We start from the raw sequence: 15381 nt of genomic DNA on the forward strand, positions 1-15381 counted from the left end.
TCTTGAGTGCGTCTTCTGTCTCGCCGTCCCTTGATGCTCTTGTGGCTTCGTTACGGCGTCAGCAACCGTTCTCGCTGTTGTCTTCGGATGATCTGAACCGCTGGCTTGGACGGGCGAAGCTGCTGAACATGCGGCCTGGCCAGCAGCTGCTCAAGCCCAATCAGCTTCAGAACCGCATCTATCTGGTGATGCGTGGAACAGTTCGGCTCCTCGTGCAGCTCGATGAACGCGAGGTGATCACCCTGGATCGTCGAGGAGTCGGTCAGTTCCTCGGCTGGGTGTCGTTGTTGCGAGCTGAACCCTGTGAGTGGGTGTCGGCTTCCGAGGAGACGCAGGTGTTGGCGCTGCCTGCCGAGGATTTTCTGGACGGCATTCAAACCTCGCCGGCCTTTGCAGATTGGTTTGCTCAGAAGGTTCACCCCCAGGAGGCCTTTGCGGTGGCCAGTGCTGCTCTGGAGCTTCAGGTCAGCCGACCCGATGAATGGCGAGAGCTGCTGCAGCGCCAGTGGCCTCAGGCCAGGGTTGTCCCGGTCGCCCAGGGAACTGCGTTCACCAGGCCAGATGGCATGCCTGATGACATGCAGTGGTACCTGAGCAGCGCTCAGGTGGCGAATCACCGTGTGGGTGAATGCCTTGTTGAGGGCACGCTGCTGCCCGCCAGAGCAGGGGATGAGCTGCCCTATCGCGTGGTGGGTCTCCCTCCTCTGACGCAGGATCACGCTCCTCTGCCGTTGGATCAGCAGCTGCCGGTTGACGACATGGAGCAGGAGTTGCCGGTGGTTTCTTTGCAGCAGCTGGGCATTCTTGAGGACGACACCCTGGCGGACAGTCAGCGGTACCCGCTGGTGCGGGGGCAGGGCACGCTTCAGGAGGCGTTGGCTGTGTGCGAGATGGCGGCCCTGCAGCAGCGGGTGCCCTTTCGTCGCGACGCGCTCCAGAAAGTTCTGGAAGATCAGTTCCGGCGAGACAAGTCCCTCAGCCTGGAGCTTCTGGCAGGCCTGATGGAACTGATGGGCCTCAAATCCCAGCTGGGCAGTGTTGACAGCCGCTATCTGGGCAGCCTGGAGGCTCCGGCGCTGCTGATGCTGGAGGGTTCACCGGTGATGGTGTTTGCAGTGAAGCGCGACGCTCTGGTGCTGGGCCATCCGCGCCGTGGCCTGCAGCAGCTGCCGATCGCGGCGGTGCAGCAGCAGCTTGGCGAGAGCGTCAACTTCGTGTTGCCTCGCCGGGTGGGCAGCACCCCCTCCAGTCGCTTCGGCTGGGGCTGGTTCACGCCGCTGCTGGGCAAATACCGCCGGGCACTTGTGCTGGTGTTCCTGGCGTCGCTGCTGGCCCAGCTGTTCGGGTTGGCGATCCCCCTGTTGATTCAACAGATCATCGACAAGGTGCTGAGCCAGGGAAACCTCAGCAGCCTCAATGTGCTGGGCGGCCTGATGGTGGTGCTGGCGATTTTTCAGGGCCTGCTGATGGCCCTGCGCACCTACATCTTTGTGGACACCACTGACCGCATGGACCTCACCTTGGGGAGTGCCGTGATTGATCGCCTGCTGGCCTTGCCCCTGCCGTTTTTTGACAAGCGGCCGGTGGGCGAGCTGTCGCAGCGGATCGGGGAGCTCAACACGATTCGAGGCTTCCTGACCGGCACGGCTCTGGTGAGCGTGCTGAACATCGTGTTTGCTGCGCTGTATCTGGTGGTGATGTTGATTTATTCGCCGCTTCTGTCGGTGGTGGCGTTGAGCACGTTGCCGATTTACATCCTGCTGGTGTTCGGTGTGGCACCGATCTACCGGCATCTGATCCGTGAGCGCGCCAAAGCTCAGGCTCGCACCCAGAGCCATCTGATTGAAGTTCTCGGTGGAATTCAGACGGTGAAAGCACAGCATTTCGAACTCACCGCGCGTTGGAAATGGCAAGACCGTTATCGCCACTTCGTGAGTGAAGGCTTCAAGAGTGTGGCCTTGGGTGCCACAGCTGGAGAGATCGGTAAATTCCTCAATCAGCTCAGTGGCCTGTTGGTGCTTTGGGTGGGAATGTGGCTGGTTTTGGAGGGAGATATGACGTTGGGCATGCTGATTGCCTTTCGAATCATCAGCGGCAACGTCACCGGGCCGTTGCTGCAGCTTTCCACGCTTTATCAGGGCTATCAGCAGGTGCAGGTGTCGATGGAGCGTCTCTCTGATGTTCTTGATCAGACGCCGGAGCTGTCTGTCGGGGAGGACGTGGATCAAATTGCCATGCCTTCGATCAGGGGGGATGTGCGCTTTGAAGATGTGAAGTTCCGATTTGGATCGAAGGGCCCTTACCAGGTGGATCGTGTGTCTGTCTCGATTCCGGCCGGTCATTTTGTGGGAGTGGTGGGCCAGAGCGGTAGTGGCAAGAGCACGCTGATGAAACTGCTGCCCCGGTTGTACGAGCCACAGCAGGGACGCATCTTCATTGATGACTACGACATCACGAAGGTGAATCTCTCCAGCTTGAGGCGGCAGATCGGCATCGTTCCTCAGGATTCACTTTTGTTTGAGGGCACGATCGCTGAAAACATTGCTTTGAATGATCCACAGGCCAGTACGGAGGCCATCATCGAAGCTGCACGCTTGGCGTGTGCTCATGATTTCATCATGGGATTGGGGCAGGGGTATGCCACGCCTCTGGCGGAACGCGGCAGCAACCTCAGTGGCGGACAGCGCCAGCGAATTGCCATTGCCAGAACCATTCTGGCCAATCCCCAGCTTCTGGTGATGGATGAAGCCACCAGTGCTTTGGATTACAACACCGAGCGGCAACTGTGTATGAATTTGCAGAAGTGGGCTGCAGGCCGAACGGTTTTATTTATCACACATCGCTTGAGCTCGATTAAATCCAGTGACTTGATCTTGGTGATGCATGATGGCCGGCTTGTCGAGCAGGGGATGCATGCAGAACTTATGGAGATGAATGAGCGCTACGCCGCTCTTTATCAACAACAGGGCGAATGAATACCTTGTTATGAGCCGTGAAATAAGCGTGGCGTGGGTTTGTTGAACCGTCATAATTTCGATTGATATCCTGGGCAAGTGAAGTAGCTTGCCTGCTGATTCGTTTCTTGGACGCGCTTGGTTTTGTATCTGGTTTCTGGTTCGGTCTTACGGATCAGGCCTACTTGTTAATCATTGGGCTCCATGCTGATTGATGAAGCTGAACGCTTTAAGGATGAGGAGGGGAGAGGGAGAGTTTTACACAAAATATCCTTTTGTTTTGAAGGGGTACATGGATTGGATTGATTTGAGTTTGGATTGGTCCCAGTTAAAGCTGCCAGTGAATACACCGATAGCCATGGGAGTGTACCTATTTCCTTATTTCCTGGAAGTGATCTTGGTGATGTTGTGATCACTGTGAGAGTCAGGCGAGAATTATAGACAAAAAAATACCCCTTCGTGGAAGAAGGGGTATAGAAATTAGTTAGAAGATTGAATTAACCTAATCAATCAACTGTGAAGTCAACCTTCACCGCCTCAGCGGTTGCTCCATCGAGGGTCATTCCCAGGCCAGCACCGGCTGCAGCATCGATCTTGGCGACGTAGTCGTCATCAGTTCCAGCAGACCCACCCTGAATGAACAGGAAAGCATCTTCTCCATTGGTGAAGACAACAGTTGCTCCACTCTTGGTGTTGGTGAGCGAATCAGCGTAACCAGCCATCGTTGCCACAGAAGTGACAGTCTGTTCGATAACCATCTCTCCGTTATTAAAGGTGCCAGTTACACCTGCACCGGAGAGCACTGTTGTAGTTCCAGAAGCAAAGGTGCCTGTGGTGAGCTGTGCGCTACCAGCAAGCGTGGAACTGCCGACATCGAAAATCACTGATCCGGCTACGCCTGTGGTTCCGGCGAAACTAACGGTGTCGATAGATGAGACAGTGGAGTCGCTCAGCGAACTAACGTCAACCGAACCGTAAGTTCCACCAGCAACTCCAGTGCTGTAGGTCAAGGTATCGGATCCAGCACCCAGACCGACTGAAAGACCTGCATAAACACCAGCTGCGCCGGAAACAGTGATGCTGTCGGCACCACCGCCTGCAACAACTGTTCCTGTAGCAACAAAACCGATAGAAATGGTGTCGTTGCCTGAACCAGCTTGAACTCGTGCACTGCCGAATGATTCGACAGTCAGCAGGTCGCCACCAGCATTTCCTTCAACGATTGCACCGCTGCCGATCGTTGTGACGCTGATGGTGTCGGAACCACCTTTGCCTTTGATGTCTGCGTTATCACCGAGGGCTACAACGCTGATGGAATCAGCACCACCGCCGTTTGCGCTTGAATCAGCGTTAAGGATTGCTCCAGATTTGCTGAATGAGGCGAGGGTGATGGTATCTGCACCGCCACCAGCGACAAGATTTCCTGCAACATCGCCTACAGCTGAGAAGTAATCTGCACCAGCACCAAGCGTGACACCAGAGACAACCGAACCGGTTGCAATGTTGACAGTATCACTGCCACCACCAACATTCAGTGTCTCAACCGAACCACTGAGGACGTTAATCAGGTCGTTGCCGTCGCCACCGTTAACTGCAACACCACCAAGAGTGTTAGAAATAGTGATTGTGTCACCACCGGCTCCACCGTTGAGTGCAGCAACACCGGCTGAAAAGTCAGGTAAGCCACTGACACTGATGACATCAGCTCCACCCATTCCATTGATGGAAGGGCCACCAACAGCGCTGATGGTGCTGCCAGCAGCAGTGAGCGTGATGGTGTCGTTGCCAGCAAGGGCATTGACAACGGAGCCATTTGCGGCGACTGAGGATCCAAACAGGATCTCGTCGGCTCCTTCGGTCCCCGTGGTCACCAGACCGGGGGAGGTAATCAGGATTGCCATGGAGACAGGAAGAGGTCGATAGAAACCGTACGGAAACTAAAGAAGAGGTCAAGCCCAGTCAATGGTTTGTGGTCAGCTTCAAACCAGACACAAGGCTCCAGCCGTTCAAGGACGATGCCAGGGAGCAGCGTTGCAGCAGCTGTTGGCGTCTGTTGGCAGGGTCTGGCTCGGGCTTCGCCTGAAAGACTTGAGCCAGGTGCAGAGAGAGCTCTGCTGCATTGCGGTGATCGACGAAGCTCACATTTGGCTGCCCCTCACAGAACTCACGCACGGGTGCAACGTCGCTGACCAGCAGCCTTGTTCCGCAGGAGAGAGCTTCGACAAGACTCCAGCTGGCCACGAAGGGATGGGTCAGATAAACGTGGCACCAGCTGCGCTGCAACCAGTCCACGTACCGCGTGAGGGGTAGATGCCCCAACCAATGCATTTGCTCGGCGACCCCGTGGTCTTCAAGAAATCGTTGTGCCCACGTGCCCCAGCTCTTAAATCCTTTCGGGGGGCTGCCGGAGTAGTTGCTGGAATCTTCGCCTGCAATCTCCACCGTTAGGTCGGGTCTCTCATGGAGAAGCTTTGGCAAGGCACGGATGAATTGGGGGAACCCGCGAATGGGTTCCATGCCCCGTGTGCCGTAGGTCAGCAGCGGAGTTGGATGGTGTGTGGGCGTTGCAGCAGGTCGGAAGGTTTGCAGGTCAATGCCGTCATGCACGATCTGGCAGCGTTCTTGCTGGGAGATAGGTAGTTGCTGTCGCTGCCAAGCCGTTGGTGCCACAACAGCGTCGGCGGCGCTCAGTTCAAGGGCTACGGGCTGGTTGCGCTGCCAGTGTTTACAGATCGCGTTGGGATGGATCCCCAGTTCGAGGTTTTCAGAGTCGTATCGATAGAACTCTGAGGTTGGGTTGAACCACCATTCCACGTAAGCCACATGCCGGCATTGGGGCCAGAACTCCTTGACGAACAGACCGCAGCCCCATCCGGAGTGGCTGACCACCACATCGGGTGTCCAGTTGGCTTTTTGCAGACTTAAGAAGCCCAGCCGGTACTGCTCTGCAAGTTTTTTTGTTTGCTCTAAAGTTGAAGCTGCCTGTTGCAGCAGCGCTTCTCGACCTGCTGAACCTTTCAGTTTCATGCGCAGGACGCCAGGAATGCTGCGGTTGTAATGGGTTTGGCATAAGAAGCGGACGTCATGTCCGGCACTGGCGGCAGCTTTCGCGAGGTGTTTGAACTGACCAGGGAAGTTGGGGTGGAGGATCAGCAGCCGTTGACCCTGAGAGGTTTTGATTTCAGGCATGATTGGATTATCCACCAATGATCTGAACAAACGCTGTGGGACTTCCGCTGGCTATCAAAGCCCATGGTGAGGGCAATCTTGCAGAAGCAGCTCGCCAGTATGAGCGTGCATTGGATCAGAATAAGGTTGAGCCAATATTATTTCAAAATTATGGTGCATTATTGCGTGCATCTGGAGACGAAAAAAGGGCTGAAATAATTTATAAGCAAGGTCTTTCTCGGTATCCGAATCATTCAGACATCCTGCCAAATTATGCAAACTTGTTGAAATCAACTGGTCAAACCAGTGAGGCTCTTCAATGTTATCTCACGCATCTTCGTTGCTGTCGTGCTGGCGATGATCCGAAGCTTAAGATTGCTTACACGCAATGCATCGATGCTTTGCTGAGTGAGAGCCGAGTGCAGTGGGCTCTGCAGATGATTCGTTCTGCCATCAAAGATCTGGGCCTTTGCTTTGAATTGCTCTGGTCGTTGTTTCGAATTTGCAACCATGAGGGTGGACACTCGTTCGCCGAGGATCAGCAGCAGCTTGTGCTCGACACAATTGAGCTGCGGCTTGAAAGTTGCACACCCTTGGAAAAGGCTGAATTTATCTTTGCCCGCTCATTTTTTGAACTCAATCGAGAGGAGTTGGAAGCCGCGCTTCAGTCGATTCAACTGGCCTCGGAGGTGTTGAGTACAGCCTTGCTAGTCACTCCTGAAGAGCAGAAAAAGGCCCAAAAACTGTATGACCGCAGCAATTGGAACAGCAGTTGTATCCTGTTGAAACACCAGCTCTTCCAGCAAGGTTGGAGCCTGTATGAGTATGGTTTGAGAACGCCCGCTCCCGGTAAGCAGAAGTGGCAACGGGCACTGAAAAAGCCTTTCTCGCTGCACGAATTGCCCCTTTGGCGTGGGTCTGAGTTAAAGGGGCAACGCATCCTGTTGCTTGAGGAGCAGGCCGTTGGGGACACGATGATGTTCGCTTCATTGCTGCCCCCTTTGATTCAGGAGTCTGCTCACGTTGGCTTGCTATTGAGTGGCAGATTGTTGCCGATTTATCAACGTTCTCTTTCAACCGAAATTCAGCAAGGTGAGGTGTCGATCTGGAGTCAGAATGATGTTGCTGAGGGCAGGCTCCATCCAGGCCTTTTTGATGTTCAATGTCCGCTGGGTTCGATCTGCCAGCATCGCTTTACAACAGTTGATACCTATGCTCCTCGAGTTCCAATTCTCGTTGCTGAAGGCGCTTCATCACACCAATTCCGATTGAATTATTCGATGGGAGCAACTGAAAAAATAATTGGGATCAGCTGGCGCGGTGGAGCCCAGGCAGATCGTATGAAGCAAAAGTCAATTCATGTAGATCTGATCGCAGACTTGATGAAGCAGTTTCCTCATTATCGCTTTGTCAGTCTTCAATACGGTGATGTTAAATCGGTCATCAGCGGCTGGCAAGTGCGAGGGATCCCAGTCATTCATGACGAGAAAGTGAATCCTCTCAAGAACATGGAGCTGTGGCTGAATCAGGTTGCAGCTTGTGATGCGGTGATCAGCGTGGCCAACACGACCATTCATGGTGCGGGTGGTTTGAACATTCCCACGCAGTGCCTGCTGAGTTTGCATAGTGATTGGCGTTGGTTGAGTGATTCAGCTGTGATGCGTAGCTACTGGTACCCATCGGTGGGCATTGCTCGGGAAACCAAGCAGCAGGGATGGCAGACGGCCCTGGAGCAAGTCTCCAGCTGGCTCCAAGCGGGATGCCCCATGCCGGATGGGCCGGTGCATACCGAAGAGGAGTCTGCTTCGGGATCGCATGCTTTTGTTGAGGGAGATCCGATCCAGGAATGACAGCTCCTACCCAACCCCAGTCGCAGCTGTCGGAGTTGTTCCAGCTCGGTCGTTATCACGACCTTGTAGCGATGGCCCGTGGCCAAGCTGTGACGCCCGAATCTGATCCAATGGCAGCACAGCTTTTGGCGGCTTCCTTATTTCGAATCGGTGAATTTGCAGCGGCAGCGCCACTGCTGGAATGCCTTGAACCCGCGTTTGGCTTGAATCCTGATTTCTTATCGTTGTTTGGTGCCAACAACCGGCGCCTCGGCAAGCTCGATCAGGCTGAGGAGTTGTTCAAGCGTGCCTTGCAACTCAATCCTGCGTCCGCTCCCATTCAAAATAACTATGCCAATTTGTTGATTGATCTGGCGCGGTATCAGGAGGCTCGAGAGATTCTCACGACGTTGTTGAAAGAGAACCCGGATTACAACGATGCCAAGGTGAATCTCAATCGTTTGGAGTTTGAAGATTCTCATCAGCCCACCTCACCAGCGCCTGCGACGGAGAACGTTGAGGGCTGGTCGCTTGCGGATCCCTTGCTCCTGGCCTTTTCTGAAGAGGAAGTTCGCGATTCTGGTCTTCGCAAATCTGCAGCTGTAGATCCAGCTGCAGCGAAGTTGCTCGACTCCCTGCCAAAACCAGAGGAGCGCTCGGTTGCTCTAGAGCAGCTCGAACAAGCTACGGATGCTGTATCGCAGAAACAGTTCACACTTGCTTTGCAATTGTGCAGTCAAGTGCACCGTGTATTGGGTTCTTACGCTCCTCTTTATGATTGTGTTTCGGATATTTATCTCAATCTTCGTCGTTTTCATGAGTCTGAAATTTGCCTCATGCATGCGCTCAGCCTGGATGGTCCATCCCCGAAGCGATGCCTGAATTTGGTGAGTTTCGCCAGCATGCGCGGAGATTTCAGTCTGGCCCAATATCACCTGCAGCAAGCCGCATCACTGGATCCCAGTCATCCTCAGCTTGCGTCGATTCGCGCGAGCTTGGCAAAGCGTCAAAGGACTGAGCAAGATAAACCCTATGCATTTCTTGGTAGCTGGGAACCAGCGTCATTGACTCATCAGTCTTCCTAGCTCCTGTGACTGCTCAAGAAGGGATTCTCTTCATCGCGACCGGTGAGCAACATGTTCATGAGGCGCTCGATAATGCCCGCGCATCCACTGAATATGCATGTGGACGCCCCTTTGTGCTGATCACCGATCGTATCGGTGAAGCCAGCGATGCTGATGTTTTCGACCAAGTGCTGGCCCACCCTGATCCCGTCGGTGGTTATCGGGACAAGATCGGACCGCTTCAGATGTTGCCCTTTCCACGCACTCTTTTTCTCGATAGTGATGCGCGTCTGACGGCCCCAGTCGATGCCTTGTTTGCAGCTTTAGGCCCTGCTGATCTGGCGGCTGTGCATGCACCGGTGCGTCATCCCCCCGGCTGGAGCGACAAGCGCGTTCCTGCCCTCTTCCCCGAATTGAATTCCGGTGTGTTGCTCTTCCGCCGCGGGCCCTTGCAGAGGCGCCTGGTGCGCCGCTGGTTGCGCTTGTACGACCGCTTGCATCATCGCTTTGGCCAGACTTGGGATCAGGCGTCGCTGCGTTCGGTGGTGTGGAGGTTGATGCAGCGCCGTGGACTTCGCCTTGCCGTGTTGCCGGCCGAGGCTAACTTCCGCACCACCAAGCCCTGGGTGGCTGGGCAGGGGCTGCCCGTGCATGTTCTCCATGGCAGGGTTCCATCTGATGAACAGCCGCTTCTGCAGGCCTATCTCAATAACAACGTAGAGCGGTTCCGCACGTGGGCGGAGTGGTTTGATCTCCACCCTGAATCCCAGCTGACGCTACGGATTGGCAAGCCTGCGCCAGAGCCACCTCGGTTTTGAGCGAAGTGCCTGGTCGCGCTGTGTCCAGCTTTTCAGTCGTTGCCAACACGGATGCAGCACACCACCTGTGGGCCAAAGGTTGATCTGTTCGCTCGGATCCCGTGCAAGATCGGTGGCCCAGATTGGGACACCCTCAGCATCCAGGCATAGTTTGCGTTGCCCCCTCACGTACAGCCGCTCGTTGGCGAACTCGGCGACGGCTCCCGGTTGACGGGCACCCCAGCGAAGGATTGGCTGCAGTGCCCCGCCTCTGGGAAGTCCTTGAAGAATCTGCCCCAACAGATCTGTGAGTGCTAACGCCTGATTGCTCAAGTTCTGCGGGTTATGGCCCGTTCGTTTCGGTGCTCGGTAGATGAATGGCACGCGGATGGCGCTTTCAAGAAAAGTGCCCTTGTAGAGCATGCCGGCATCCCCGAGCATGTCTCCGTGATCTGAGGTGAGCGCGACTGCTGTGTTGTCAGCGTCGCTTCGCTGGTTCAGCTTCTGGAGAATGTTTTGGAGCTGGTCATTCAGAAGTTTGAGGTGATCGGCGTAGTCAGCTCGACAGGCCTGGATCTGCTCAGGGGTCAACAGCTCGCGCCACCCATCTGCGCAGCGTTTCAGCTCGGCGTGTTGTGGCAGGGAGTCGATCCAGCTCGGCTTGGGTGTTGGCAATGGCAGTGCGCTGTTGGAGTGGAGGCCATGCCACGGGGCGGGCGTATCGAATGGTTCATGGGGACCCGTGAAGCTGATCCACAGCAGCCATGGTTGGTTGCTGGGCATGGAATCCAATAGCTCTAGGCCACGATCCGCGATCCAGATGTCGGGGTACAGCGCTTGCGGCAACACCGATGGGCGAATGGTCCAGGCAGCTGCGGTTCGCCCTGGTCCGTAGCGCTTTGTCAGGTCAGCTCGCTGAGCCTCCAGCACGCCGGCTGCACGCCAGGCATCGGTTAACGCGCATTCCATGCGCCGCAGTGCTCGGGGACCGGCGACCTCCTCCACGGTGTCGAATCCCAGTGCTCGAAGCAGCGGTTGATGCTCGCGCAGGTCGCCCGTCTTGTGATGGCTGCTCCAGTGGGTCTTGCCGATCAGAGCCGTACGCCACCCCAGCTCCTGCAGAGGTCTCACCACTGAGGGAGCATCCATCGGTAGCGAGACATCGCTGTTGCGGGTGACCCCGAGCTGACTGGGCTGCAGCCCAGTGATCCAGCTCATCCGTGCTGGCACGCAGTGAGGGCTGGCGGTGATGCAGCGCTGCGCACTCCATCCTTCGGCGGCGAGTTCTTGCAGTGCCGGCAAGTCCACGACTGGGTTGTGGGGGTCCCCCCAGTCACCCCGCCATTGATCAAACGTGATCAGCAGCAGATTGGCGGCTTGCTCAGACGGCGCCATGCTGCGGAGCTGCTAAGGAAGGCGTTCCATGATCCTGAAGCATCACCCGTGGTCGTTTGCCCATGAGCAGATCTGAGCGCTGCTTCTGGATTGCCTGCTACCCCGATCTCCCGCGCCCGATTGGTGGGGTGAAGCAGATGCATCGCCTCGCCGAAGCGATCAAGGCCTGCGGTCATCAGGCGGTGCTGGTGCAGGAGTCAGCCGATTTTCACCCCGGTTGGTTCCAGAGCAAGGTTTCCACGATCGCCCGTGCGAATTGGATCATGGGCACCCAGTTCAACCCGCAAACAGATGTGGTGATTGTTGCGGAGACATTTCTGCCATTGGTTCCCAAATTGGCGCCGGGAGTGCCGAAGGTTCTGTTCAATCAGAACGGTGCTTACAGCTTCGGGGTGCAGGGCAAGCCCCTTCTTTCACCTCAAAAGGTTCTGGCCATGTATCGACACCAGGAGTTGCGACAGATCTGGTGCGTCTCCGAGCATGACCGCCGATTGCTCAGCCTTGGGTTTGGGTTGCACACCAATCGCGTGCGGCGCATCGTCAACGGACTGGAGACTGAACATCTGAAGCCCAGTGGCCTCAAGAAGCGGCAAGTGGTTTACATGCCACGCAAAAACAATGCTGATGCTGAAGTCGTCATGGCACTGCTGCAGCAGCAGCCCTGGTTCAGGGACTGGAGTCTGTTGCCGATCCGCAACTGCAGCCATGCCGAGGTGGTGCAGGCCCTGCAGCAATCCCTCATGTTTCTCTCCTTCGGGCATCCTGAAGGATTTGGCCTGCCTGTGGCTGAGGCCCTTGCTTGTGGTTGTGCCGTTGTGGGCTATTCCGGCCTCGGGGGGCGAGAACTGTTTGCTCTTGCAAGGGGGTATGGCCTGGGCATTGAGGTGGCATTTGGCGACTGGCTTGGCTTCGTTGATGGTGTGCAGCAGCTGGATCAGCACGTGCGCCAGCGCCAGGATGATCTGCTGCATCAGTTGCAGGCGATGTCTGATGAGGTGCGCCAGCGCTATTCCGCGCTGGCGATGCAGACCAGCGTGGCGGCTGCTATTCGTCAGCTCGACGAGGTTCCCTGATGTTCTCCCCTGAGCAATCGGCGCTCGATCTGTGTGAGGCAGTGGACTTCGGGCGCCTCCTGATCACGCCACTTCAGCCGGGCGTGTGGTCGTTGTTGGAACCGGTGGATGTGCAAAACCACGCGCCGCAACTCTGCTGGCTTCGTCACGACTGTTTGGCCTGTGTCTGGATGGCAGGTGGGCAGGAGGGGACTGCTGGCATGTCGATACACATGAGCTTGCTTGTGCGTGGATCCAGTCGCTGGACCCCACCTCAGCGCATTTCCAAGGATCCACTGCGTTCCGAGCAGAACCCGTTGTTGTTTGTCAGTGATGGCGAGCTGCATCTGATTCACACGGCTCAGCGCAGCCGCGATCCAGATGATCTCAGCTGGCAGCAGCACGACAGCAGCTTTTCCATGCAATGGACGGCAAAGCTGCGCCGCCAGCAGCTGCCGCTGGTCAATCTTGAGCCTGAGAAGTCGCTCACTTGGGCGGCTGAGGCTTGGTCATCGCCTGAGGACCTGCTGGGAACGCCGGCGTTCTGTCGCCATCCACCTCACCCTTTACCCAGGGGCCACTGGCTGCTGCCGATCTATCGCAGCTTGGAGGGCAGGAACTTTGGAGCTGATCATTCCGAGCTGCTGCACCTCGATGCCAGTGGGCGGGTCCAGGGAGAAGCGATCCCGGTGCCCGACAGCGTTGGGAGGGTTCACGGTTCGCTCGTTACAGCTGCCGATGGCCATGGACTGCTGCAGTTGTTCCGCAGTCGACTCGCCGATCGTGTGTACCGCTCTTGCAGTCATGACCAGGGGAGCAGCTGGACGGCTCCTACTCCCTTGGATCTGCCCAACAACAACAGCTCGATCCAGGGTCTGCGTCTGGCAAGCGGCCGGTTGGCTCTCATCTTCAACCGCTTCAGTTTCGGACCAGATTCTGATGCTGCTGATGGAACGCCACCATGGGGAGAAGCCCGTTGGCCCCGCACGCGTTGGCCTCTCTCCATCGCGCTCAGTGAGGATGATGGCGATAGCTGGCCCTGGATCCGCGACATCGACACGGGTTTTGGCTTCTGCGGTTCGATGAATTGGGACTTGAACGGCCAGCTTGCCTATCCCTCGATTCTTGAAGGGCACCCCGGGGATCTTCATCTGGCGTATTCATGGGCAGGCCGTCAGGCGATCCGCTACCTCTGCCTGACAGAGCAAGACATCCTTGGTTGATGAGAGATCAGCTCTTCAACTGAGCGTTGTCAGCTTCTGCATCAAGATGCGGATCGCAGGCGTACACAAGTCAGGATTCTTTTTCGGCAATGCGAAGCATCTGCTCGGTGAAAAAGTCGACGTGTGCGTGTGTTCTGATCGCTGAAAAACGCTCATGACGTTGGGACATTCCCAACTCCCTGAGGTTTCCTTCCAGTCGCTCGCGGCGTTCTTGGCAACCGTCGAGGTTCACGAAGAACCCTCGAATGTTGGCCATACTCATCCTCCCTCTGATGTCCCGCCTGCCTGCTTGATGATTCGGGGCATACGCTTCGGCTGTTTTGGAATCGGACGGACGGATGGCTGAGACCGACGTTCTGCTGCTCAGCCTGGATTCATGCCGCTTTGACACCTTTTCTGCGGCGCAAGCAGCTGGCTCGGTTCCGAACTTGTCAGCGGTCGGTCCGTTGCATCGCGCCCAGGCTCCCAGTTATTTCACTTACGGCAGCCATGCCGCGATGTGGATGGGCTTCACCCCCGGCGTGGAGGGTTGTACGGATCCCTGGCTCAACCCCAAAGCCGGCAAGCTGTTTCGCATGGCTTTTGCCGGTCGCGCTGGTCAGGACAGCGACGGTTTCCAGCTTCAAGGTGCGAATCTGATTGAAGGATTCCGACGCAGCGGTTACCGCACCCTGGGAAGTGGGGCCGTGGACTGGTTCAATCCTCAGAGCGAGACCGGTGCCGTCCTAGGAGCTCCGTTCGAGCGCTTCCATTTCGCTGGGAACACCTGGAGCTTGGAGGGTCAGCTCGCTTGGATTGAACAGGAGCTGAAGGAGACTCCGAATCATCAGTCGACGTTTCTTTTCCTGAATGTGGGCGAGACCCATGTGCCTTATTGGCATGTTGGAGCCTCCTGGCCACGGAAGCCCAGTCCTTGCATTGCCTTTGGAGGAGATGCCTGTGATGCGGCTGAGAGTGCCCGTCGTCAACAGGCCTGTCTGGAATGGGTGGATGGACGGCTGGCGCCGTTATTGAACAGATTTTCTGATGGAACGGTGCTGATCTGCGCCGATCATGGTGATTGCTGGGGTGAAGACGGACTTTGGGAACATGGCATCAGTCATCCCGCCACACTCACTGTGCCGTTGCTGTTGCGGGTTCGTGGAACACCGATTGCAGCTACTCCCAGTCCCAGCCAAAGCCGTAACGTTCGCGCACGTCTCTGGCGGTGGAGGCGAGGGTCTGCCTGAGCTTCAGACGTAGGTCTGGGTCAACGCCAGCTGCGCCTCCATCGCCGGCATTGGCTTGTGGCAGTGGAGGCAATGGCTCTGGCGCAAGATCTAGGAACATCAGCAACCGTTGCCACAGTGGTTCAGGTGCCTCGAATAAGGCTTCGCTTTGCAGCACCAGCAGCTGGTCGGAGGGGAACAAAGCCTGATAGCGGTCCAGTTGTTCCAAATAGCGGCTTCGGGCGACATAACTGTGCTTCTGCAGGCTGATGGCGCATCCGCTGGCCAGCCGCTCCTCTTCTGCAGCGATCGCGTCGGCTGGTGAGAGTTCTTCAAAACCGCGCTTGCGGGCATGAAAAATCTGAGAAAGCGCTCGCTCCACGGGGTCTCGCAGCAAGACCACCAGACGTGCAGAGGGCAGCAAGGCATGGATGCGCTTCGGGACCTGGGGATGAAAGAGATAGAACGGCGTGATGTCGCCGCAGCACTGCGCCTGTCCGATGGATTGGAAGTGTCTGGCGTACCAGGCCGGGGGCTGGTGGTGGTTCTGGTCGAAGTAGTGCACCTCCTTGCAGTCCGGCAGGAAGACCTGTGGGTGGGCTGACAGCAGCCTGTGCAATGTGGTGGTCCCGCCCTTCTGGGTTCCGAGCCCCAAAAAGTCCGGGAATCGTTCAGCCATGGTTGCGGGCGA

General features: G+C 56.6%; 12 protein-coding genes. 7 read left to right on the forward strand and 5 right to left on the reverse strand.

The features are described 5' to 3' along the window. The first annotated feature begins 2 nt into the window (after positions 1-2). The gene (locus tag SynA15127_RS00440) at positions 3-2975 is read left to right on the forward strand and encodes an ABC transporter transmembrane domain-containing protein (protein WP_186484572.1); all 2973 of its coding nucleotides are present in this window, start codon (positions 3-5) and stop codon (positions 2973-2975) included. A gap of 485 nt (positions 2976-3460) precedes the next feature. Here SynA15127_RS00440 and SynA15127_RS00445 read toward each other — a convergent pair whose 3' ends face one another. Beyond that, a complete protein-coding gene (locus SynA15127_RS00445; protein ID WP_186484573.1) occupies positions 3461-4855 on the reverse strand; it encodes a hypothetical protein in 1395 nt (464 codons plus the stop codon). A 58-nt stretch (positions 4856-4913) separates the two neighbouring features. Then, on the reverse strand, positions 4914-6143 hold the full coding sequence (locus SynA15127_RS00450) for a glycosyltransferase (protein WP_186484574.1): 1230 nt from the start codon (positions 6141-6143) through the stop codon (positions 4914-4916). Between the two features lie 35 nt (positions 6144-6178). Here SynA15127_RS00450 and SynA15127_RS00455 point away from each other — a divergent pair, with 35 nt between their 5' ends. The 3 genes from SynA15127_RS00455 to SynA15127_RS00465 all read left to right on the forward strand — a co-directional run bounded on the left by SynA15127_RS00455 (position 6179) and on the right by SynA15127_RS00465 (position 9833). Then, entirely contained in the window at positions 6179-7972 is a 1794-nt protein-coding gene (locus SynA15127_RS00455; protein WP_186484575.1) for a tetratricopeptide repeat protein, read from the forward strand. Continuing rightward, the gene (locus tag SynA15127_RS00460) at positions 7969-9036 is read left to right on the forward strand and encodes a tetratricopeptide repeat protein (protein ID WP_186484576.1); all 1068 of its coding nucleotides are present in this window, start codon (positions 7969-7971) and stop codon (positions 9034-9036) included. The genes SynA15127_RS00455 and SynA15127_RS00460 overlap by 4 nt, the downstream gene beginning before the upstream one ends. A gap of 113 nt (positions 9037-9149) precedes the next feature. Then, positions 9150-9833: a hypothetical protein gene (locus SynA15127_RS00465; RefSeq protein ID WP_186484577.1), complete on the forward strand. Its 684-nt coding sequence runs from the start codon at positions 9150-9152 to the stop codon at positions 9831-9833. On the opposite strand, the gene SynA15127_RS00470 is transcribed toward SynA15127_RS00465, so the two are convergent. After that, a complete protein-coding gene (locus SynA15127_RS00470) occupies positions 9792-11207 on the reverse strand; it encodes a sulfatase-like hydrolase/transferase (protein ID WP_186484578.1) in 1416 nt (471 codons plus the stop codon). The two genes, SynA15127_RS00465 and SynA15127_RS00470, sit on opposite strands and share 42 nt — an antisense overlap. Positions 11208-11269: 62 nt before the next feature. Here SynA15127_RS00470 and SynA15127_RS00475 point away from each other — a divergent pair, with 62 nt between their 5' ends. Together SynA15127_RS00475 and SynA15127_RS00480 are read left to right on the forward strand one after the other, a co-directional pair. Continuing rightward, positions 11270-12280, forward strand: coding sequence for a glycosyltransferase (locus SynA15127_RS00475; RefSeq protein WP_186484579.1), 1011 nt, complete (start codon positions 11270-11272; stop codon positions 12278-12280). Then, positions 12280-13482: an exo-alpha-sialidase gene (locus SynA15127_RS00480; RefSeq protein ID WP_186484580.1), complete on the forward strand. Its 1203-nt coding sequence runs from the start codon at positions 12280-12282 to the stop codon at positions 13480-13482. The genes SynA15127_RS00475 and SynA15127_RS00480 overlap by 1 nt, the downstream gene beginning before the upstream one ends. Positions 13483-13552: 70 nt before the next feature. On the opposite strand, the gene SynA15127_RS00485 is transcribed toward SynA15127_RS00480, so the two are convergent. Then, positions 13553-13744, reverse strand: a complete 192-nt coding sequence (locus tag SynA15127_RS00485; protein WP_186484581.1) for a hypothetical protein — start codon at positions 13742-13744, stop codon at positions 13553-13555. A 76-nt stretch (positions 13745-13820) separates the two neighbouring features. Between SynA15127_RS00485 and SynA15127_RS00490 the strand changes: the two genes are divergently transcribed. Next, positions 13821-14711, forward strand: coding sequence for a hypothetical protein (locus SynA15127_RS00490; RefSeq protein WP_186484582.1), 891 nt, complete (start codon positions 13821-13823; stop codon positions 14709-14711). On the opposite strand, the gene SynA15127_RS00495 is transcribed toward SynA15127_RS00490, so the two are convergent. Next, complete coding sequence (locus SynA15127_RS00495) at positions 14641-15369, reverse strand: sulfotransferase (protein WP_186484583.1); 729 nt, start codon at positions 15367-15369, stop codon at positions 14641-14643. The genes SynA15127_RS00490 and SynA15127_RS00495 overlap by 71 nt on opposite strands. Positions 15370-15381: the final 12 nt, after the last annotated feature.

The organism is Synechococcus sp. A15-127 (genome assembly GCF_014280215.1).
Classification (GTDB): Bacteria; Cyanobacteriota; Cyanobacteriia; order PCC-6307; family Cyanobiaceae; genus Parasynechococcus.

What these genes read in the sequence shown, in the direction of transcription:
- SynA15127_RS00490 (WP_186484582.1), top strand. Translation starts at nt 13,821, where the DNA reads ATGGCTGAGACCGACGTTCTGCTGCTCAGCCTGGATTCATGCCGCTTT.
- SynA15127_RS00495 (WP_186484583.1), bottom strand. Translation starts at nt 15,369, where the DNA reads ATGGCTGAACGATTCCCGGACTTTTTGGGGCTCGGAACCCAGAAGGGC.
- SynA15127_RS00450 (WP_186484574.1), bottom strand. Translation starts at nt 6,143, where the DNA reads ATGCCTGAAATCAAAACCTCTCAGGGTCAACGGCTGCTGATCCTCCAC.
- SynA15127_RS00475 (WP_186484579.1), top strand. Translation starts at nt 11,270, where the DNA reads ATGAGCAGATCTGAGCGCTGCTTCTGGATTGCCTGCTACCCCGATCTC.
- SynA15127_RS00445 (WP_186484573.1), bottom strand. Translation starts at nt 4,855, where the DNA reads ATGGCAATCCTGATTACCTCCCCCGGTCTGGTGACCACGGGGACCGAA.
- SynA15127_RS00460 (WP_186484576.1), top strand. Translation starts at nt 7,969, where the DNA reads ATGACAGCTCCTACCCAACCCCAGTCGCAGCTGTCGGAGTTGTTCCAG.
- SynA15127_RS00470 (WP_186484578.1), bottom strand. Translation starts at nt 11,207, where the DNA reads ATGGCGCCGTCTGAGCAAGCCGCCAATCTGCTGCTGATCACGTTTGAT.
- SynA15127_RS00480 (WP_186484580.1), top strand. Translation starts at nt 12,280, where the DNA reads ATGTTCTCCCCTGAGCAATCGGCGCTCGATCTGTGTGAGGCAGTGGAC.
- SynA15127_RS00485 (WP_186484581.1), bottom strand. Translation starts at nt 13,744, where the DNA reads ATGAGTATGGCCAACATTCGAGGGTTCTTCGTGAACCTCGACGGTTGC.